This is a genomic window from Absicoccus sp., from assembly GCF_034090965.1.
In the GTDB taxonomy this organism is placed as follows: Bacteria; Bacillota_I; Bacilli_A; order Erysipelotrichales; family Erysipelotrichaceae; genus Absicoccus; species Absicoccus intestinalis.
Map to the genome: position 1 here is coordinate 14,957 of NZ_JAXDRQ010000005.1, position 19,661 is coordinate 34,617.

Sequence of the window (19,661 nt, forward strand, 5' to 3'; positions counted from 1 at the left end):
CCAAACAAAAAGGGCTTAGAAAGCCCTTTCCAATCAATTAGTCTTCGTATGCTTCAACAACAGTGGCACAACCCATACCACCACCAATACACAAAGTAGCTAAACCACGATGTGCTTTTCTTTGTTTCATAGCATACAATAAGGTAACCAAGATACGTGCACCAGAAGCACCAACTGGGTGACCAAGTGCAATGGCACCACCATTGACATTCAATTTTTCTGGATCAAAATGTAATTCTTTAGCGACTGCACAAGATTGAGCCGCAAATGCTTCATTGGCTTCGTACAAATCGAAATCATCGATTGTCAATCCTGTCTTTGCAAATACTTTCTTTGTAGCTGCTACCGGACCAACACCCATGATAGATGGATCGACACCACCCAAAGCACCAGCTACCCAAGTAGCGATTGGCTTAACACCTAATTCTTTCGCTTTTTCTTCACTCATAACGACCAAAGCGGCAGCTCCATCGTTGATACCCGATGCATTACCAGCCGTTACAACTCCACCTGGCTTACCCGAACAACATTTTAATTTTGCTAAAACTTCTGGTGTTTGTCCTTCACGTGGACCTTCATCGGTATCAATCGTAACAATACCTTTTTTTCTACCCATGTTTACTTCCAATGGTACGATTTCTTCTTTAAAACGACCATTATCACGTGCATCACATGCTTTATTTTGTGAATGAGCAGCAAATTCATCCAACTCTTCACGAGTTAAATGCCATTGTTCCGCAACATTTTCAGCCGTGATCATCATGTGATAATCATTGAATGCATCCCACAATGCATCATGTACCATTGCATCTACCAAACCATCTTTTGGTGTGTTCATACGCATACCATAACGACCATGGTTCAATACATAAGGACCACGAGACATGTTTTCCATACCACCAGCTACGACGACATCGGCATCACCAGCAATGATCATTTGTGCAGCCATATTGACACAATTCAAACCCGAACCACATACAACATTGACTGTAACAGCTGGAGTCGTTACTGGCAAACCAGCTTTGATAGAAGCTTGACGAGCAGGATTTTGCCCCAAACCAGCTTGGATAACATTACCCATATATACGTGTTCAATATCTTCTGGTTTCAATCCAGCACGTTTTACGGCTTCTTTAATAACGGCAGCACCCATATCAACAGCAGGAACAGAGCTTAATTCGCCACCCATTTTACCAATTGCTGTACGACAAGCACTAGCCAATACAACTTTTTTTGTCATTTCTTACCTCCATGTTTTGTTAAAATCTTCACAAGTGTATTATGACACATTCCGAAACAGCTTTCAATAGAAAATGTCCGTTGTTGAACGGACATTTTTATAAATCATAGGATTTCACCAAAGCCTTGATGCTCTTATCCTTTTTCCATTGCTTCACTTCATCATTCACAAATTCAGATAAACCTGAATCTTTTGTGGTCGCAATTCCATATTTTTGTGGCGCAAATTTCGCATCGATCAAATGACGAGAGCCCGTCGTATATCCCTTTAATATGGATGTATCCGTACACATACCGTCAATATCTCCGGCACGCAGGGCTTGATCACATTGGGTATAATCATCATATATATGGAAACGAACTCCAGTTGTCCATGTAGTAGGATCAAAATGATCTTCGTCAAAACCAGAACCATTGATCATGCCCTGATCGATCATGGCTTTCACAAGATCTTTGCCACTATTCGAATTTGTTACCACCCCAATGATGCGACCATTTAGATCACTGAGAGTTTGAATACTATCATCATCCACTAAAACCGACACATGAGAAATATAGTATGGAGTCGAAAAATCAAATTCCTTTTTCCGCTCCTGCGTAATCGTATATGTAGCGATCACACAATCAATCTTTCCATTTTTTAATAATGTTTCACGACTCGTTGGTGTGACAGATGTATATTGAACATCCACACCTAGATCATCGGCTAATTTTTTTGCAAGATCCGCTTCTAAACCTTGGTACTTGCCATCTTTCTTTTCGCTAAAACCAGGTACGGACTTCTTCACTCCGACCCGTAAAACACCACGATCTTGGATCTTTTGAATATCTTTGGTATCGGGAATAGAGACAGAACGATTTGAACTACTCGAAGAACAAGCAACCAACATAAAACTTAAACAGGCCGCCATGCATACTTTGATAATTCTCGAAATTTTCATATGGATACCTACTTCTCTTTGTGTTCCATGATACTGCGATACGCTGGACGAATAATTTTTCCTTGTCCAATCTTCTCTTCTAAACGATGTGCTGACCATCCAACGATACGAGCAATCGCAAACAAAGGGGTATACAATTCTCTTGGAATTCCCAGCATTTCATATATAAAGCCAGAGTAGAAGTCGACATTGGGACTGACACCTGTTTTGATATGACGCTTCTCTTTGATCAAATCACAAGCTTCTTCTTCAACCATTTGATACAACGACATATCCTCTTCACGATTGGTAGCCGCGGCTAATTTTTGCGCATAATCTTTCAAAATGATCTCACGTGGATCACTAATGGAATAAACCGCATGACCCATACCATAAATCAAACCTTTTTTATCAAAAGCCTTTTTATCCAAGATATCATTTAAATAGTCATGAATCTCATCGCGATCATTCCAATCCGATACATGTTGTCGAATATCATCCATCATCTTGATCACACGAATATTGGCACCACCATGTTTCGGTCCTTTCAAGGAACACATGCCGGCTGCAACAGCGGCATAGGTATCAGCACCTGTCGAAGTTACAACACGTGTTGTAAAGGTTGAGTTATTACCTCCACCATGATCCATATGAAGCAATAAACAAGTATCCAAAACCTTGGCTTCAAGTGGTGTATATTTACTATCTGGACGTAACATACGCAAGAAGTTTTCGGCAGTTGACAATTCTGGTTTGGGACGATGAATATACATGCTCTGCATATTATTGTAGTGATTATCAGCATGATAGCTATAAACTGCCAACATAGGGAAAACCGCTATTAATTCAATACATTGACGAATATTATTGGAAATGGAATCATCCAAAATGTTTTCATCATAACTGGATAAAGTCAAGATGGATCGGGTCATCATGTTCATGATGTCATGCGTGGGTGCTTTCATCAAAACATCACGCGTAAAATTGGTTGGTAATCGACGACTTTTTCCTAATTTTGCGGAAAATTCGGTCAATTGAGCATCCGATGGCATTTGACCAAACAATAATAAATAAGCAACTTTTTCAAAACCCAACTCATTCTTTCCTAAGGAATCAATGATACTGCCAATGCGATATCCTCGATACCACAATTCACCTTCGATTGGAATACGTTGACCATGAACACTTTTAAAACCATTCAATTCAGAAATTCGCGTTAATCCTGTTAATACACCTTTTCCATTCTCATCACGTAATCCACGATACACACCATACTCTCGAAATAATGTATCGGAAATATAATTTTCTTCAATGCAGTGTGGAGCTTGCATGGCTGCGTACTCTAAGATATCACTATCGTTCATTTCTCTTCCTCCATTTCAAAAATGCCTTTGGCCATGATGACCTCTAATTCGTTGAGATCTTCCATCAAGTCTTTGAATCGTGCTTTCCCATATCGCTGAATAACTTTTGTATAATATGTCTCTAATATATCGATTTGTTCCTGGGTTGCTTTCTGACCAAGCTTGGTTGGAACAACATACGTACCTTGTTCCCCATTTCCATCAAATTCCCAATCAATCAAATCTTGTGCAACCAAAGTCTGTGCAATTTCAGATATTTGTCGTAAGGACATTTGCATTTGTTCGGCCAGATCATTGATATATAGGCGGCCTGGATGATTGACGATCACAACCATACAAGTAAAATCGGCAGAAGACATCTTTTGAAATAATTTCTCACGATCACACGATAATCGATCCAACATGGCTCGAGTTGTTAAAGAACGAATGGCATGATAGAGCAAATCCTTTTCAATTCTTTCGGCCATGTCTTCACCTCAATTCATCTAAACCCTTTGATTTCCTATACATCCGCCCCGAACAATCATTTCCGATGAAATGAAAATGCTGATTCTTTCAATCGTTTTCTTGTCAAATCTATAAAGGCAAAATTCATATTCAATCCCGTTTAATGTAATTTATTTTATATCAAAATGTAATTTTTTTCAATATATTGAAACATTTTGGAAACATGCTATTCTGTACCTATGAACTTAAAACAAAAAATTCTTTTGGAATTACTATCAAATCCTTCGCAATCTATATCTGGACAAGTATTATGTAAAAAATACAATGTCAGCCGTACCGCTATATGGAAAGCTATCCAATCTTTAAAACAAGATGGCTATGCCATTGAAGCAGTGCCTCATGCAGGCTATCATTTGATTCAAGATATCGATAAATTGGATGCGGCTCGAATCCAATTCTATCTTCCACATGTGCCAGTACTTGTATTTGACTCTATTGACTCAACAAACAACTATGCCAAACGACTGCTGATGGAAAATGATGTGCAAGAAGGGACCCTGATTGTCGTCAATCAACAAACCGCTGGACGTGGCCGACAAGGACATTCCTTTTATTCTCCTGCTGATACAGGGCTTTATTTATCGATCATCTTAAAGCCTTATGCGTTTGCACAAAAGATCCTAAAAGTCACCTTGGCTGCTGCAGTCGCAACATGCGAAGCCATTGAAGAAATGACATCGATTTCTTGTCAAATTAAATGGGTCAATGATTTATTTGTTGGTCAACAAAAAGTATGTGGCATCCTTACCGAAGCAACCGCCAATTTTGAGACCCAACAAATTGAATCAATCATTATCGGAATTGGTATCAATTGTAAACCAATGACCTTTCCTGAAGATATCACTCCTATTGCCGGTTCCTTGAACATGGATCAAATCGATCGCAATCACTTATCCGCTTTGATTTGGACCCATTTCATGAAATGGGTCCAACATCTAGATGATCAAAAATTGATAGAATCCTATCGATCTCGTTCTTTGTTGATAGGAAAAACGATTACCTATCGTTGGCAAAACAAAATCCATACAGGAACGGTCATCGATATCAATGAAGATGGCCAGTTGGTTGTCCAAACCAACGATCAAATTCAAGTTTTACGTTCTGGTGAAGTCACGATTCAAAAATGGTAATGATCTCCACAAAATAGGACTGACGACTGCCACCGCAATCATCTTACAAATGTCACCAGGAATAAAAGGGAGAACGCACCATGTCAAAGCAGCCATCAACGTGCTCTTTGAAACAATCATGAACCAAATGATACCAAAAGCATACAAGAAGAGATTGCCAATGACCATACCAACAATCAAATGAGCTACCGTTTTCGTGCTTTTGCCGACCACATAAACCAATATAAGATACCCAATCAAAAAACCACCAGAAGGCCCAAAAATATGTCCAATTCCTGCCGTATATCCGGCAAAAACAGGAATTCCGATACATCCCAATAATAAATAGATACATACGCTCCATGCCCCTTTTTTTGATCCCAAAAGGCTGCCACAAAGCATCACGATACAAGTCGCAAAAGAAATCGGCACACCCCCAGCTAATGGAATCGCTAAAGGGGCCAATACTCCTATGATAGCTGCCATAAGGGCACATTGGATCCAATCTTTATTTGTCATATTGTTAACCTCTTCAGAAAAAAGGTTAACATTCTTTTTTTTATTATTAAAGAACTTTTTAAACTTTCTCATAGTCAACCCCATTAAAATAAGGTATCCTAAATGCGAGAGAAAGGGAAAAGTTATGTCATTCATCTATTTTATCTTCGCTTTATTACCTATCATTTGGTTAACTGTCGCTCTAATGGGATTAAAAATACCCACATTCAAGGCCGCATTCGGCTCATTGGTCATTTCCCTTGTTTTGGCCATCTTCCTTTGGCACTCCCCCACCAACTATGTATTCAGTGCCGCACTGGAAGGCCTCTTAATGGCTTTATGGCCTATCATTTTAGTGATCATTGCGGCTGTTTTTACATACAACTTATGTTGTGAGACAAAAGGTATGGACATCATCAAACAAATGATCACTTCAGTATCCAATGATAAACGTATCTTGGTCTTGTTGATTGCTTGGTGCTTTGGCGGTTTTATGGAAGGTATGGCCGGTTTTGGAACAGCCATTGCCATTCCTGCATCCATGCTTGTATCTTTAGGCTTTGATCCTTTATTTTCTTGCCTAGTCTGTCTTATTGCCAACGGTACCCCAACTCCATTTGGATCCATTGGCATTCCCACCAATACCTTGGCAAACTTAGTAGGCTTACAAAATACTGGATTATCCTATATGACAACGCTTCAATTATCACCATTCATGTTGATTTGTCCATTTTTGATCGTTATGGTCACAGGAAAAGGTGTAAAAGCTTTAAAAGGAGTCACTGGTTTGACCTTAGCATCTGGATTATCTTTTGTGATTCCCCAATTGATTGTCGCAAAATTTGTTGGCGCCGAATTAGCAGTTGTCGTAGGTAGCGTTTGTTCATTGCTGGTTACGATTGCTCTAGGCATTAAAAAGCCTACCGATCCTGCCTATGAGATCCAATTAGAAAAAGGCGAAACGATCGATACAAAAAAAGCTTTTCGGGCTTGGTCACCATTCATTTTTATCTTTATTTTCTTATTGATGACCAGTGCATTGGTGATGCCCATCCATGAAGCATTGGCTCAATTCTCCAGCCAAGTACAAATTTATCAAGGCAAAGACGCCTCGACCTTAACCTTTTCTTGGATCAATACACCCGGTGTTTGGATCTTCTTATCTGCCATTTTAGGTGGCTTGATCCAAAAAGCTTCTTGGAAAACGATGGGAAAGGTCTTGAAGGCAACCATCCAACAAATGTCTGAAACCATGATCACCATGATATGTGTATTGGGATGTGCCAAAGTCATGGGTTATGCAGGTATGATTGCTTCTATTTCCTCTTTTGCGATTGCCGCAACCGGAAGCTTCTATCCACTTTTCGCTCCTTGGATTGGTGCCTTAGGAACTTTTGTAACGGGGTCAGGAACAAATTCTGGCGTTTTGTTTGGTGCCGTACAACTCGATGCCGCAAAACACTTACACGTCGATTCCTATTGGATGGTTGCTCTTAATTCTTTAGGGGTTGCAGCTGGAAAAATGCTGTCGCCACAATCCTTGGCCATTGGTCTATCCAGTGTAAATGCAAAAGGCGAAGATTCCAAATTGTTATCGATGATTCTTCCTTATGGCCTTGCTTTCTTGATTGCCATGTCAATTCTTGCCTATATTGGAACGATCCTATTTGGATGAACATACAACGGCTTCGGCCGTTTTTTTTCACAAAAAAAGATCGGTTTCCCGATCAATCGTTATATCCATTTGGATTTTTCACTTGCCAATTCCAACTGGAACGACACATATCATCCAAATCATACTGCGCATACCATCCTAATTCTTTATTGGCTAAGTCACAATTGGAATAGCACATCGCAATATCACCATCGCGACGTGGCTTGATAGTGTATGGAATCGGATGTCCACATGCTTTTTCAAACGCATGGATCACATCCAATACGCTATATCCCTTTCCTGTACCTAAGTTATATACTTTGACACCTGGTTTTTCCCATAATTTATTCAAAGCCGCAACATGGCCTCTAGCCAAATCAACGACATGGATATAATCACGTACACCCGTACCATCTGGTGTATCATAATCATTGCCAAAAACACCAACTTCTTTTAACTTACCAATCGCAACTTGGGCTACATAAGGCAATAAATTGTTCGGAATTCCTTTTGGATCCTCACCAATCAAACCACTTTCATGCGCGCCAATGGGATTAAAATAGCGCAATAATAAGATGTTCCATTCTGAATCGGCTGTATGTAAATCGGTTAAGACTTGTTCAAGCATCCACTTGGTCCAACCATATGGATTGGTACAAATTCCTTTTGGGCATTTTTCGGTAATTGGTATTTCTTTTGGTTCGCCATATACGGTAGCACTAGAAGAGAAAATTAAATTTTTCACTTGATGCTTTTGCATCTGGTCGACCAAGATCAAAGTCCCTTCCATATTGGTATGATAATAAGCAATCGGTTTATGCACCGATTCACCCACTGCTTTCAATCCCGCAAAATGGATCACACCATCAATTTTTTGTTCATCAAACAAGCGTTGAACCGCCTCTTTATCTGTGATATCGATCTCATAAAAGATCACTTTTTTATTGGTGATCTGTTCGATACGATCCACCGCTTTACGATTGGAATTATATAAATTATCTAGAATGACAACTTCATAACCGGCATTCAATAATTCCACGCATGTATGCGAGCCAATATATCCAGCTCCACCAGTAACCAAAATTTTCATATTTCTGAACCTCTTTAACTATTTCAAATCTCCTTAACAATATCATGCTTTTCCTCATTGTTCAATCGGATCGCCATAAGTCGATCATCGACAAAAAACCAAAGACATTGTGAATGCAAATCATACGTGTCAAATCTTGCCTTTTTTTGAGTTAATTCTTCCAACTGTTGTTTCTTATGAAGAACCAAACGTAAATTTAAATTCCGTGATAAGACCCGGAAACAAAATAAAAACTGTAAGGCATTTTGACAATGAATGATTTGCTCATCAACCGGAAGATTTTGAATATGCTTATGCTGGGATAAGATCAATATATATTTTTTCTTTGGATCTCGATATAAAAATGGTTGCTCCAAATAATAAAGTTTATGACAATGAGAGCATTGATGCGTAAAATACGTTCCTTCTTCAAGCCGTTGATCAATCTTCGGATTCATACCAGCAATCACGACTGTATCACGTTTGATTTCAAAAGTATGATGACAATACGGACACGAAGAAGGAATCATTCGCTCTTTCATTGAGCCAATGAACGACAGGCATGAGCCAACCATTGTCGTTGTTGATCATTCAAATAAGGACTCACTTTTTGATACACTTTCGCATGATAGTCATTTAACCAATCGATTTCATTGGGTTGCATCTCATTTACATCCAATCCATCTACATCAAATGGAACCCAAGTCAATGGTTCAAAACCCATAAACTGGCCATAATCATTTTTTTCCAAATCAATAGCCAATACTTCATTTTCATGACGAATACCAAATTGACCTTCGATATAAATACCCGGTTCATCACTTGTGATCATGCCCACTTCAAATGGTACAGACGCTTGTTGCCAACGAATCATATTCGGTCCTTCGTGCACGCTTAAGACATGACCCACGCCATGGCCGGTTCCATGTTTAAAATCCAAAGAATGGTTCCATAATGGTTGTCTGGCAATCATATCTAGCTGTTCGCCTGTGCAACCATAAAGCCAAGTCGCCTGTTCCAAACGAATATGACATTGAAGCGCCCAAGTAAAACACTTTCGTTCATATTCAGAAATCGGTCCCAACACAAAGGTACGTGTGATATCCGTTGTTCCTTGATAATAATGACCACCACTATCAACCATAAACAATCCTTTTGGTTGTAATGCTACATCCGTTTCTGGACTGGATTGATAATGAACGATGGCTCCATGTTCTTTATAGGCAGCAATGGTCGCAAAACTATCCTCGATAAAATCCGCTTGCGAAGCGCGGAGTTCATGTAACTTTTGGGTAGCTGACATTTCGGTCATGGAAATCTTGCCAACATTTGTTTTTAACCAATACATAAATTGTGTCATCGCAACTGCGTCTTTTAAATGAGCCTCTTTGGTTTGTTCGATTTCTATCCTATTTTTACAAGCTTTCATTCGTTCAATCGGATTCTCATCTTCTACGATATCTGCTTCGATCAGACGATACAATGTAGAATTGATCGTATATGGATCAACGCATACTGTACCGGTTAATTTTTGCATGTCCGTATATATCGCTTCGTAAGGTCGAATCGTGATCGCATTTTTCTCAAAAAGGTCGCGACTGATCGCATCTAAACGTGAATCATCGATATAGATGGAAGCCCGATCCTGACTTACGATTGCATAGGCCATAGCGACAGGAAAAGATGGAATATCATGAGCACGTAAATTAAATAACCACGCCACTTGATCGATCTTGGTTATGACCAAATGATCCGTCGATAGTTGAGCACGCACTGCTTCGAGTTTTTCGTTCATGGTCTTTCCCGCATATTGTGTATCAAAATGAAAGGTAGGAGTGTGCGGCAACGCAGGACGATCTGGCCAAATACGATCAACCAGATCCAGATCTGTTTTCAAGATCAAACCTTTTTGATCCAATGCTTCTTCATAGATTTCTATCGTTGCTTCACTAAACAAGCGACCATCTAAACCGACTACGCTTCCACTCGCTAAATGATCGACAAGATATTCCGAAATGGTAGGTGTCCCTTCTACTCCCATTTTCATCAAATCAATACCAGAACCAGCCAATTGGTCTTTGGCTTGAATAAAATAGCGACCATCGGTCCAAAGGGCTGCTTGTTGGCATCCAATCACAAGTGTACCAGCACTTCCTGTAAATCCAGAAAGATAGGCACGTGACATGAAATGGGAACAAACATATTCTGTATCATGATCATCACTGGTCGGAACAATGTATGCTTGCATCTTTTCTTTTTTCATTTCTTCACGAAAAATAGCTAGTTTTTTATTCATCATTTCACTTCCTTACAAATAATAGGCAAACGCAATCAAAACGTATCCCCCATAACCTAAACCAATGGAAAGAATAGAGACAAAAATCACCTTGATCCAAAAGAAAATCAAAGTATCCGCTTTAAAGGTATCTTCTAAACGCATATATTTAAACTGGGCCCAGATCAAATAGAATGTATAAAACATGGTAAGACCAGATAGAATAACGGAGGCCCATTCATAATGACGAACATAATAGAAAAAAGAAGATGTCGCATGCTTTTGAAGCGACTGTAGAAATACGGGTAGATCTTTGAAGATTTGATGTCCATTCCAAAGGCCAATAGCACTGCAATAGGCAATGGCACTCATGGTAAAGATGGCCAAGATCAATGAATTTTGTTTCTTTTTGGGATATGTAGAACTAATGCGATACGTTTGTCCCATCAAGAGTACAAAACTAATACCAAAAAGAACGGTATAAATAACCATAAAAGAATCTTGCAATTGCCAATATAAGCAACAGAATACAAGACAAGCAAATAAGATAAAATTTCCTAAAGTATCGGTCTGGTCATGTCGGCGCTTGATCGTACGAATTCCAAAATGATCAAACGATAAATGGTTTGCCCACCATTGTTGGATTGTTGTTGGTAAAATACATAATACAACAGCAATAGCTACTAAAACCACTACCACCACAAAATCAATGATTTCCATATATCTCTCCCTGTTAAAGGTATTGTAAGATAAATTAATTCACTTGTCCATGAACGACAACCGTTTGACTTGGCAAATTAATTTGCGCCTTGATTCTTGCCTCCTGCAATTTCTTTTTTAAATTCGCTTCGGCTTTGGGATAACGATGACTATAGACAGCACAATACACACCCAATTGAAAGCCCGATTCTAAACTATCAATTTGAACATCCATGTCTTCCGTTTGTATGACATCTGGATCTTCTCTTAGCACATGATAAAATGTTGCTTGCACATTTTCCATATCCACACCGGCACTTAAAGTCATAGGAATATGAATGAACACCTTTCCTTCTTTCGAATAATTCGTGATCGTATTTTCCACCAACTTGGAATTTGGAATGATCACTTCGGTATGACTGATGGTTTCCATGACCGTATACATGATTTCGATACGTTGAATGGTTCCTTCATGGTCCAGAACTTTCACAAAATCACCAACTTGAAAAGGTTTAGTAAAAATGATCTGCATACCTCCAGCAACATCGGCCATATTGGATCGCAACGCCAGTGATATACCTAATGTACAAGCTGAAAAAGCCCCAACGATCACATTTGAATTGACCCCTAATTGTTCAAGGATCATGACAATGACCATGATCTTGATTAATAAAGACGTTGCCGAAGCCAGAAAAGTGACGGCCCCTTGATCGGGGCTTTTCCCTGTCAAGCGCAAGATCAATGATTTCACAAAACGTGAGACGATCCATCCTACGACAAGGATGATCAATATCGTGATTCCTTTTTCTATCCATGTATTCAGTTGAAACATAATAACCAAAACTCCTTTATAAAAAATACCGAGCCAATGGACTCGGTTCCTTGTAAAGTGGCTGGGGTAACTGGATTCGAACCAGTGAAATGGCAGATTCAGAGTCTGCTGCCTTACCGCTTGGCTATACCCCAATGTGCCTTTTAATCTTACAATCTTTCCCTCTATTTGGCAAGCACTTTTCAAAAAAGGGGCACACAAGGTGCCCTATTCTAAACTGAGTTTTTTTAATTGATCAATGATTGCGTCGACTTGTTCGCGCTCTAGATTTTTAATGCCAGCCGCACAGATATGACCACCACCATGATAAGCCATCGCAATTTGACGTACATCTTTTCTTTTCGAACGCAACGATGCCGCATAATGAATACCATCTTCCATACGCGTAAACAATCCCCAACATGAGATTTCACGAATACCGGCTAACACATAAACTTTTTCTTTTGCTTGAGAAAAAGTCATGGGTGCATAGTCTTCTGGTTCCATGATAGCAACCAATGCATCGCCTTTTCGCATCGCTTTTTCTCGCACTTTTGTTTCATAGACATAATTGGGATAATTGGTCGCAAAATTATCTTCTTCGCATTGAATGACATCTACGCCTTGGCCAATCAAATAGCCAGCAGCTTGCATGGTCTCGGGGCGCACGGTGCCAATGGTAAATCGAATGGAATCCGCAATCAAGCCACTATAAAGCATTTGTGCCGCCATCTTTGGGATACGGATATCCAAGGCATTCAAACCAAGCGCCAATAGTTCACACGTAGCGGTCGCTTTTTCATCAATATATTCCAATTCACAAAAATGTTCGATAGGAACATGATGATCAATACGAATCGATGTCGTAGCCAATGTATAACGCTGATCATCCACACGAGCGGCATTGGAAGTATCCAAAATAATGGCAAGGGCCCCATCCAACCAATCATCGGATACATGATCCATTTCATCAACAAAATAACTGGCTGCCTCACTCATTCCCCCCAAAGCACGTACATCTTTATTTGGATATTGCGCTTGAAGAATGGCTTTTAATCCCAGTTGTGAACCGATCGCATCCATATCGGGATACTCATGTCGAAAAAGCGCAATTTTATCGTAGGAAGCAATTGTGTCAATGATCTTATTTATCATTGGTATAGATCTTATATGCATCGCGAGCAATGACCAATTCTTCATTCGTTGGAATTAACCAAACATCTACTTTCGAATCATCCGAACTTAATTTTGCTTCCTCACCACGAATATAGAAGTTATTATCCGCTGGTACTTTGACTCCCATGCATTTTAAACGATCACATACTTCTTGGCGGATGATGTCATTATTTTCACCAACACCGGCACTAAACACGATCGCATCCGCACCGCCCATCAAACCATAATATCCAGCAATTTGTTCGACGACCCGAGATACATAGATAGAAAATGTCAAGATAGCGCGTTGATTTCCTTTTGCACTAGCTTCAATGACATCACGCATATCACTGGAAATACCACTTACGCCCAATAGACCTGATTTTTTGTTTAAGATCGTATCCAATTCTTCGGCTGTATAATGATATTTACGCATCAAATAAACAACGATAGCAGGGTCAATATCACCGCAACGTGTACCCATCATGATACCACCTAATGGGGTGAATCCCATCGATACTTTAAATGCTTTTCCGTTGCGTACCGCAACAATACTTGCGCCACCACCTAAGTGACACGTAATGATATTCATTTGATCCACGGGTTTTCCTTCAATTTCCGCTAATCGTTTGGTTAAATATTCATGGGAAATTCCATGAGCACCATATCGCCGAATATGATCTTTTTCATAATATTCATATGGGATAGGATAAATATAGTTTTCCTCTGGCATCGTTTGGAAAAAGGCAGTATCAAATGAGAAACAATGTTTGGCATCCGGTAATGCTTTTCGTAATGAGCGCAAACCAACAAGTGCACCTGGATTATGAAGAGGTGCTAACTCACACAGCTCTTCGACTTTACTTTCTGACCATTCATCCACTGGAACAGAATGTGAAAAATATTCACCACCATGTACAACACGATGTCCTACTGCCTTGATATCCGTTAAATGATTGACAATCTTATATTCGATCAGAGCATCCATTAATTGCTCAACCGCCACGCTATGATCTTTAATTGGCAAAACTTTTTTGATCTTTTCCGATTCACCTTTCAATTTCATCCCGAAAATAGAATCTTCCAATCCAATTCTTTCGATATTTCCTGACGCTAAAACGATTTCTTCTGGCATTTGAAAGACTTGAAATTTCAAAGAAGTGCTGCCAGCATTTACACTCATTACGATTGTAGACATTGTTTTCCTCCTAAAATACATTTGTTATTTCATTATACTTTTTTTCTTGACATAATTGTATGATTTTATGTTTTTTTTGAACATATCCAATCACTTGTTCATATTTTTCCAATTGCGCACTTGCGCGATGGACAGCATCCATGACTCCAGCTCGGCTAATCCCTAGTTCTTCACTAATTTCCGTATAAGAAAGATCGTCACCATAATATAAAGATAAGATATCTTGTTGCCGTTGGGTCAGTAATGGACCATAAATATCCAGGTATTCATTGGCTTGCACATGATCAATCATGAAGATTCATTCCTTTGGTCATGCCCATGATATAACTAGCCACATCGAATGGTCGCAAATCTTCTGGTTTTTCACCCAAACCTAAAAAACGAACCGGAAGATGCAGCATATCATGAATGGACAGTACCACACCACCTTTTGCTGTTCCATCCATCTTCGTCAGAACAATTCCCGTTACATGGGTTGCATCTAAAAATACTTGTGCTTGACTGATGCCATTTTGCCCGGTCGTTGCATCCAAGACCAACCATACTTCTTGTGGTGCCCCCTCAATTTCACGACCAATGACACGCGTCATTTTTTCTAACTCTTTCATTAAATTTTTTTTGTTTTGAAGACGGCCAGCCGTATCACCAATCAAAATATCGATACCATTTTCTTTGGCATAACGACAAGCATCGACCAAAACACTGCTTGGATCCTGGCCCGGTTTTCCTTTGATACAAGGAACACCAATCCGTTTTGCCCATGTATCGATTTGATCGATGGCTCCGGCACGGAACGTATCGGCTGCTGCCACAGCTACCTTTTTACCCAACGATTGATACAATTGTAAAAGCTTAGCACTGGTCGTTGTCTTTCCCGAACCATTGACACCAACCATTAATATGACCGTAGGTCCATCTGGATTAAAATGAATATATTCTTCAGGTACATCATCATAAAATTCATAGAGGATATAGATAAAATAATCTTCCATTGAATCAAAGTTCTTTAACTCATTGCTGTGTTCTTCGAACGAATCCACAATTTTTTGAGCCGTTTGAATGCCTACATCCCCTTCTAATAAGATCACCATCAGTTCTTCCAACAAATCATCATCGATACCATGGAAGTTATTCGATAACGCACGAATGCGATCTCCAAAACTACGACGTGACTTATCCAATCCTTGCAGATATTTGTCCTTATCATCGCTTTTACTAAATTTATCTCTGATCGATTGAAAGATTGCCATTCCTATCTTCCTCCTTCTCTACAATATGTACTGCATCTCGTAATTCTACTTTCAACAACTGCGATACACCATCCTTTTGCATAGTCACACCATATAAAGTATCACATTGTTCCATTGTACCGGGACGGTGCGTCACAACAATAAATTGACTCTGTCCACGAAAACGATCTAAATATTTCGCAAATCGTTCCACATTGGCTTGATCCAAAGCTGCTTCGACTTCATCAAAAATACACAATGGCATGGTTCTTGCTCTTAAAATAGAAAACAACACACTGATTGCGATCAACGCTTTTTCACCACCAGAGAATGTCTGGATATTTTTGACCATTTTACCAGGTGGCTGTACATCAATATCAATGCCTGTGTGCAATACATCATCGGGATCGACCATGGTCAATTGCGCATGACCACCACCAAATAAAGCTTTAAAAACATCATCCAATTCATTGTTGATCTTATGAAACATATTGGTAAATTTCTCGATCACCGTTTGATCCATTTCTGCGATGGCATCTAAAATTTGTTGGGACGCATTTTCTAGATCTTCTTTTTGTTTGGTCATGAAAGTAAATCGTTCCGATAACTCTGCATATTCTTGTGGTGCATCCAGATTCACATTCCCTAGACCATTGATCTTTTGACGTAAGCGAATCACCTCATCTTTAGCTTCTTCCATGTCCATTGAATGATCTTCATATTGACTTTTGGCGAATTCATACGTCATTTGGTAATCCGTATTTAACCGCATCAAATCATTATCCATTTGCGTTTGTCGCTTGGTCTGTTCCACATCCAATTGATGAATTTCACTTTGTAAAGCATTCATCCACCGACGAATCTTGCGAACATCATTTTCTTTTTCTTCCACTTGTTGTCCGATTTGATAGCGACGCTGCCTTTGTGTTTGCATCTGTTCCGTTAATGAATCAATTTGCGCATGCATTTTCGATGTTTCGATGACCAATTCATCTTCCAATCCATGGCTAGCTTCTTCATCTAAATCACCCAATTGTCCATATTCATCTTTTAAAGATTCATATTTTTGTTTTTTTACCTCATAGACATTTTCTAATTTTCCCAAAGAGACTTTCAGATCCACAATGGATTCGCTATACTCTTCATCGGTTTGTTTGTATTTATTTTCATCGCGAACAAGTTCATCCAGTTCAACTTTCGCTTTTTTTAATTGCTGCGTGATCGTTGTCATCTCTTGCTTCCAAGTAACCGGAGAACTTTGATTCTTTCCTCGTCCACCCGTCATTGAACCACCTGGATGAACAATTTCACCATCTAAGGTAACAATTTTTACACGATGATTGAGTCGTTTCGCACATTCATTGGCATTCTCCAATGTATCCATGACAATGACATGACCTAATAAGTAATCGCGGACCCTTTCATAGCGTGCATCGCATTGTACACACCCATTCGCAAAATCAATAAAACCTTCACAAGACGTAGCAATAAATTGTTGTTGTTCGTTGATTGGTCGTGGTTTACATACAGTCATTGGCAGAAAAGTGGCTCTTCCTGAGCGATTTCGTTTCAAAAAACCAATGGCTTGGCGAGCACTCACTTCATTATCGGTAACAATTTGATACATGGTTCCACCCAAAGCGGCTTGAATGGCTTGTCCCATCTGATCTTTTGCAATCAATAATTCAGATACAACACCTTCAATGCCCGATAAAGAAGATCTTGCCGCTACGATAGCACGAACCCCAGCCTGATGCTGATAGGGTTGAGCCAACATATTCTTTATGATTTGCTGACGATTCAACAACTGCTGATACAAACGATTGGCTTGTTCCCTTTGTGAAGCCATATGATACAAATCTTTCCTTGTTTGTTCCTGCTTCTTTTGCAACTGTACATATTGTGTTTGCATCGCTTCCAAACGCGATTTTCGATCTTCATATTCATAACGCGCTTCGGCAATGATTTGTTCCAATTGCTGTTTTCGTTCCTCTTGATTGGCTTGTGATAAAGCATACTTTCTTTTTTCATCCAATTCAATCTTACGTTTTTCCAGTTGTACCGATTGATTCATGGCTTGGGTATATTCCCCTTGTAAAGTATGTATTGTCGCATCCAATTGATACATTTGTTTCCGAGCTGCATCAATTTCTTCATCCAAATTTGTCAATTGCGTATCATAGGAAATCAGATCCGATTGTTTTCGGCTCATTTGTGACTTTAACGATGCCAATTCCTCATGGTACGTACCAATCTCATGGACAAGCACATTGATTTCAATTTTTGATAATGAATCACGATACGATAGATATTTTTGTGCTTTATCGGCCTGTCGTTTTAAGGGAATTAACTGATGTTCAATTTCATCCATGATATCTTGAACGCGATCCAAATTATCTTTTGTCTTTTCGAGTTTACGCAAAGAAACTTGTTTTCTTTTCTTATATTTAGCTACACCAGCTGCTTCTTCAAACAATGAACGGCGTTCTTCTGGTTTCGCATCCGCAAAAGCCGAAATATTCCCTTGGGTGATAATGCTCAAAGAATCCCGTCCCAATCCTGTATCCATCACAAGATCATTGATATCCTTCAATCGACAGGGGGCCTTATTAATAAAGTAACTCGCTTCATTATTTGCCCTTTCCAATTGTCGTGTGATTTCAATTTCTTCAAAGTTGGAATCAAAAATATGTTGTGTATTATCAAAAACCAAAGATACTTTGGCTAGATTGACTGGTTTGCGATACTCACTACCAGAAAAAATAATATCCGACATACTACTGCCGGAACGAAGTGATTTGATGCTTTGCTCACCTAAGACCCAACGGATCGCATCATTGATATTGCTTTTTCCACAACCATTGGGACCAACAATTCCGGTAATGTCATGATCAAATTGAATGACGGTTTTATCCGCAAAGCTCTTAAATCCTTGTAGTTCAATTCGTTTTAAAAACATGGGCATACACTCCAAACGATATCATTATACACTATCTCCAGTTGGTTCGCTATAGAATTTCTAATGCTTTATTATCTTGTTTTTAATACTAGATATGTTGACTTTTATTCCTAGATTATTTACAATACTCATGAAGGTGAGAATATGCAACAAAAAAGTAATGACATGGCACATCCTTTTAAACTATCCTTTGGTGAAGAAACCGCCAATGCCATCAGTCATGGCGTCATGTGGATCTTATTATTAGGTGCTCTACCTTATTATGCCATTCGTTCCTATACCATTGGTGGATCAAGATATGCAATCAGTACAAGCATTTTTATAATTTGTTTATTCCTGATGTTTCTTGGGTCCAGTCTGTATCATATTGCTCCCTATGATACACCTTATAAATATGTATTCCGAAAATTAGACCATATCATGATCTTATTGGCCATTGCCGGTACCTATACACCAGTTTGTATGGTCTTATTGGACAACACACTTGGTTATATGATCTTGCTTATTGAATGGATCATGGCTCTGGCTGGTATATTATTAAAAGCCATCTCAAATAAAGCGCATATGAAATTATCTATGACAATTTATATGGTCATGGGATGGTTAGCTGTGATCATGTTGCCAACCCTTTTACAAAAAGCATCACCTGCCTTTTTTGGAATGATCTTATTGGGCGGTGTGATGTACTCGATTGGTGCTGTATTTTACTCTCATCCAGAAAAAAAATATTTTCATTTCATTTGGCATTTGTTCATTGTGTTTGCTTCAATTTGCCACATGATCGCCATACTATATCTCATGATCTAGAAGACCTCGGTCTTCTTTTTTTGCATGGATGAATTGTCAAATTAAGTGCAACACGATGTATGTGAGTCTGTTTCGTTCATAACTTCATTTGGTGTCTTATAGCCAAGGCACTTTCGTGGCCGATTATTCATCAGTTCAAGATTATGCTTTAGCTCATCTTCATCGACA

At 39.2% G+C, this 19,661-nt stretch carries 18 protein-coding genes and 1 tRNA gene; 3 read left to right on the forward strand and 16 right to left on the reverse strand.

The genetic code is table 11. The features are described 5' to 3' along the window. Positions 1-37: 37 nt before the first annotated feature. The 4 genes from SOS22_RS00560 to SOS22_RS00575 form a co-directional block, all read right to left on the reverse strand. Positions 38-1,240, reverse strand: a complete 1,203-nt coding sequence (locus SOS22_RS00560; RefSeq protein WP_320326522.1) for an acetyl-CoA C-acetyltransferase — start codon at positions 1,238-1,240, stop codon at positions 38-40. Positions 1,241-1,337: 97 nt separating this feature from the next. Then, the gene (locus SOS22_RS00565; RefSeq protein WP_320326521.1) at positions 1,338-2,180 is read right to left on the reverse strand and encodes a transporter substrate-binding domain-containing protein; all 843 of its coding nucleotides are present in this window, start codon (positions 2,178-2,180) and stop codon (positions 1,338-1,340) included. Between the two features lie 8 nt (positions 2,181-2,188). After that, positions 2,189-3,523 carry a citrate/2-methylcitrate synthase gene (locus SOS22_RS00570; RefSeq protein WP_320326520.1) on the reverse strand — a complete coding sequence of 445 codons (1,335 nt, stop codon included), beginning with the start codon at positions 3,521-3,523 and terminating at the stop codon, positions 2,189-2,191. Further along, positions 3,520-3,990 (reverse strand): hypothetical protein, encoded by a 471-nt coding sequence (locus tag SOS22_RS00575; RefSeq protein ID WP_320326519.1) that lies wholly within the window; start codon positions 3,988-3,990, stop codon positions 3,520-3,522. The genes SOS22_RS00570 and SOS22_RS00575 overlap by 4 nt, the downstream gene beginning before the upstream one ends. A 219-nt stretch (positions 3,991-4,209) precedes the next feature. Here SOS22_RS00575 and SOS22_RS00580 point away from each other — a divergent pair, with 219 nt between their 5' ends. Continuing rightward, the gene (locus SOS22_RS00580) at positions 4,210-5,160 is read left to right on the forward strand and encodes a biotin--[acetyl-CoA-carboxylase] ligase (protein ID WP_320595998.1); all 951 of its coding nucleotides are present in this window, start codon (positions 4,210-4,212) and stop codon (positions 5,158-5,160) included. On the opposite strand, the gene SOS22_RS00585 is transcribed toward SOS22_RS00580, so the two are convergent. Continuing rightward, positions 5,125-5,658 (reverse strand): biotin transporter BioY, encoded by a 534-nt coding sequence (locus tag SOS22_RS00585; protein ID WP_320326517.1) that lies wholly within the window; start codon positions 5,656-5,658, stop codon positions 5,125-5,127. The genes SOS22_RS00580 and SOS22_RS00585 overlap by 36 nt on opposite strands. A 124-nt stretch (positions 5,659-5,782) precedes the next feature. Between SOS22_RS00585 and SOS22_RS00590 the strand changes: the two genes are divergently transcribed. Beyond that, positions 5,783-7,312, forward strand: a complete 1,530-nt coding sequence (locus SOS22_RS00590) for an L-lactate permease (RefSeq protein ID WP_320595999.1) — start codon at positions 5,783-5,785, stop codon at positions 7,310-7,312. Positions 7,313-7,364: 52 nt separating this feature from the next. Here SOS22_RS00590 and galE read toward each other — a convergent pair whose 3' ends face one another. From galE to SOS22_RS00645, 11 genes are all read right to left on the reverse strand, one after another. Then, positions 7,365-8,381, reverse strand: a complete 1,017-nt coding sequence (gene galE, locus SOS22_RS00595; protein ID WP_320596000.1) for a UDP-glucose 4-epimerase GalE — start codon at positions 8,379-8,381, stop codon at positions 7,365-7,367. 23 nt (positions 8,382-8,404) lie between these two features. Next, positions 8,405-8,902 (reverse strand): CpXC domain-containing protein, encoded by a 498-nt coding sequence (locus SOS22_RS00600; RefSeq protein ID WP_320596001.1) that lies wholly within the window; start codon positions 8,900-8,902, stop codon positions 8,405-8,407. Continuing rightward, positions 8,899-10,656: an aminopeptidase P family protein gene (locus SOS22_RS00605; RefSeq protein WP_320596002.1), complete on the reverse strand. Its 1,758-nt coding sequence runs from the start codon at positions 10,654-10,656 to the stop codon at positions 8,899-8,901. Before SOS22_RS00605 ends, SOS22_RS00600 begins: the two co-directional genes overlap by 4 nt. A 12-nt stretch (positions 10,657-10,668) precedes the next feature. Next, the gene (locus tag SOS22_RS00610; RefSeq protein ID WP_320596003.1) at positions 10,669-11,355 is read right to left on the reverse strand and encodes a hypothetical protein; all 687 of its coding nucleotides are present in this window, start codon (positions 11,353-11,355) and stop codon (positions 10,669-10,671) included. Positions 11,356-11,389: 34 nt separating this feature from the next. After that, complete coding sequence (locus tag SOS22_RS00615) at positions 11,390-12,166, reverse strand: mechanosensitive ion channel family protein (protein WP_320326511.1); 777 nt, start codon at positions 12,164-12,166, stop codon at positions 11,390-11,392. Positions 12,167-12,224: 58 nt separating this feature from the next. Continuing rightward, positions 12,225-12,300: transfer RNA gene (locus SOS22_RS00620), tRNA-Gln, on the reverse strand. A gap of 73 nt (positions 12,301-12,373) precedes the next feature. Further along, positions 12,374-13,300, reverse strand: a complete 927-nt coding sequence (locus SOS22_RS00625; protein ID WP_320596004.1) for a bifunctional oligoribonuclease/PAP phosphatase NrnA — start codon at positions 13,298-13,300, stop codon at positions 12,374-12,376. Continuing rightward, positions 13,290-14,498, reverse strand: coding sequence for an acetate/propionate family kinase (locus tag SOS22_RS00630; protein ID WP_320326509.1), 1,209 nt, complete (start codon positions 14,496-14,498; stop codon positions 13,290-13,292). Before SOS22_RS00630 ends, SOS22_RS00625 begins: the two co-directional genes overlap by 11 nt. Before the next feature lie 10 nt (positions 14,499-14,508). Next, positions 14,509-14,790: a sigma factor-like helix-turn-helix DNA-binding protein gene (locus SOS22_RS00635; RefSeq protein ID WP_320326508.1), complete on the reverse strand. Its 282-nt coding sequence runs from the start codon at positions 14,788-14,790 to the stop codon at positions 14,509-14,511. Continuing rightward, on the reverse strand, positions 14,783-15,748 hold the full coding sequence (ftsY, locus tag SOS22_RS00640; protein ID WP_320326507.1) for a signal recognition particle-docking protein FtsY: 966 nt from the start codon (positions 15,746-15,748) through the stop codon (positions 14,783-14,785). The genes SOS22_RS00635 and ftsY overlap by 8 nt, the downstream gene beginning before the upstream one ends. Continuing rightward, a complete protein-coding gene (locus tag SOS22_RS00645; RefSeq protein ID WP_320596005.1) occupies positions 15,720-18,686 on the reverse strand; it encodes a chromosome segregation protein SMC in 2,967 nt (988 codons plus the stop codon). Before SOS22_RS00645 ends, ftsY begins: the two co-directional genes overlap by 29 nt. 144 nt (positions 18,687-18,830) lie before the next feature. Here SOS22_RS00645 and trhA point away from each other — a divergent pair, with 144 nt between their 5' ends. Then, positions 18,831-19,493 (forward strand): PAQR family membrane homeostasis protein TrhA, encoded by a 663-nt coding sequence (trhA, locus tag SOS22_RS00650; RefSeq protein WP_320326505.1) that lies wholly within the window; start codon positions 18,831-18,833, stop codon positions 19,491-19,493. Positions 19,494-19,661: the final 168 nt, after the last annotated feature.

What these genes read in the sequence shown, in the direction of transcription:
- SOS22_RS00605 (WP_320596002.1), bottom strand. Translation starts at nt 10,656, where the DNA reads ATGAATAAAAAACTAGCTATTTTTCGTGAAGAAATGAAAAAAGAAAAG.
- SOS22_RS00575 (WP_320326519.1), bottom strand. Translation starts at nt 3,990, where the DNA reads ATGGCCGAAAGAATTGAAAAGGATTTGCTCTATCATGCCATTCGTTCT.
- SOS22_RS00600 (WP_320596001.1), bottom strand. Translation starts at nt 8,902, where the DNA reads ATGAAAGAGCGAATGATTCCTTCTTCGTGTCCGTATTGTCATCATACT.
- SOS22_RS00570 (WP_320326520.1), bottom strand. Translation starts at nt 3,523, where the DNA reads ATGAACGATAGTGATATCTTAGAGTACGCAGCCATGCAAGCTCCACAC.
- SOS22_RS00610 (WP_320596003.1), bottom strand. Translation starts at nt 11,355, where the DNA reads ATGGAAATCATTGATTTTGTGGTGGTAGTGGTTTTAGTAGCTATTGCT.
- galE (WP_320596000.1), bottom strand. Translation starts at nt 8,381, where the DNA reads ATGAAAATTTTGGTTACTGGTGGAGCTGGATATATTGGCTCGCATACA.
- SOS22_RS00615 (WP_320326511.1), bottom strand. Translation starts at nt 12,166, where the DNA reads ATGTTTCAACTGAATACATGGATAGAAAAAGGAATCACGATATTGATC.
- SOS22_RS00590 (WP_320595999.1), top strand. Translation starts at nt 5,783, where the DNA reads ATGTCATTCATCTATTTTATCTTCGCTTTATTACCTATCATTTGGTTA.
- SOS22_RS00625 (WP_320596004.1), bottom strand. Translation starts at nt 13,300, where the DNA reads ATGATAAATAAGATCATTGACACAATTGCTTCCTACGATAAAATTGCG.
- SOS22_RS00635 (WP_320326508.1), bottom strand. Translation starts at nt 14,790, where the DNA reads ATGATTGATCATGTGCAAGCCAATGAATACCTGGATATTTATGGTCCA.
- trhA (WP_320326505.1), top strand. Translation starts at nt 18,831, where the DNA reads ATGCAACAAAAAAGTAATGACATGGCACATCCTTTTAAACTATCCTTT.
- SOS22_RS00585 (WP_320326517.1), bottom strand. Translation starts at nt 5,658, where the DNA reads ATGACAAATAAAGATTGGATCCAATGTGCCCTTATGGCAGCTATCATA.
- SOS22_RS00565 (WP_320326521.1), bottom strand. Translation starts at nt 2,180, where the DNA reads ATGAAAATTTCGAGAATTATCAAAGTATGCATGGCGGCCTGTTTAAGT.
- ftsY (WP_320326507.1), bottom strand. Translation starts at nt 15,748, where the DNA reads ATGGCAATCTTTCAATCGATCAGAGATAAATTTAGTAAAAGCGATGAT.
- SOS22_RS00630 (WP_320326509.1), bottom strand. Translation starts at nt 14,498, where the DNA reads ATGTCTACAATCGTAATGAGTGTAAATGCTGGCAGCACTTCTTTGAAA.
- SOS22_RS00560 (WP_320326522.1), bottom strand. Translation starts at nt 1,240, where the DNA reads ATGACAAAAAAAGTTGTATTGGCTAGTGCTTGTCGTACAGCAATTGGT.
- SOS22_RS00645 (WP_320596005.1), bottom strand. Translation starts at nt 18,686, where the DNA reads ATGTTTTTAAAACGAATTGAACTACAAGGATTTAAGAGCTTTGCGGAT.
- SOS22_RS00580 (WP_320595998.1), top strand. Translation starts at nt 4,210, where the DNA reads ATGAACTTAAAACAAAAAATTCTTTTGGAATTACTATCAAATCCTTCG.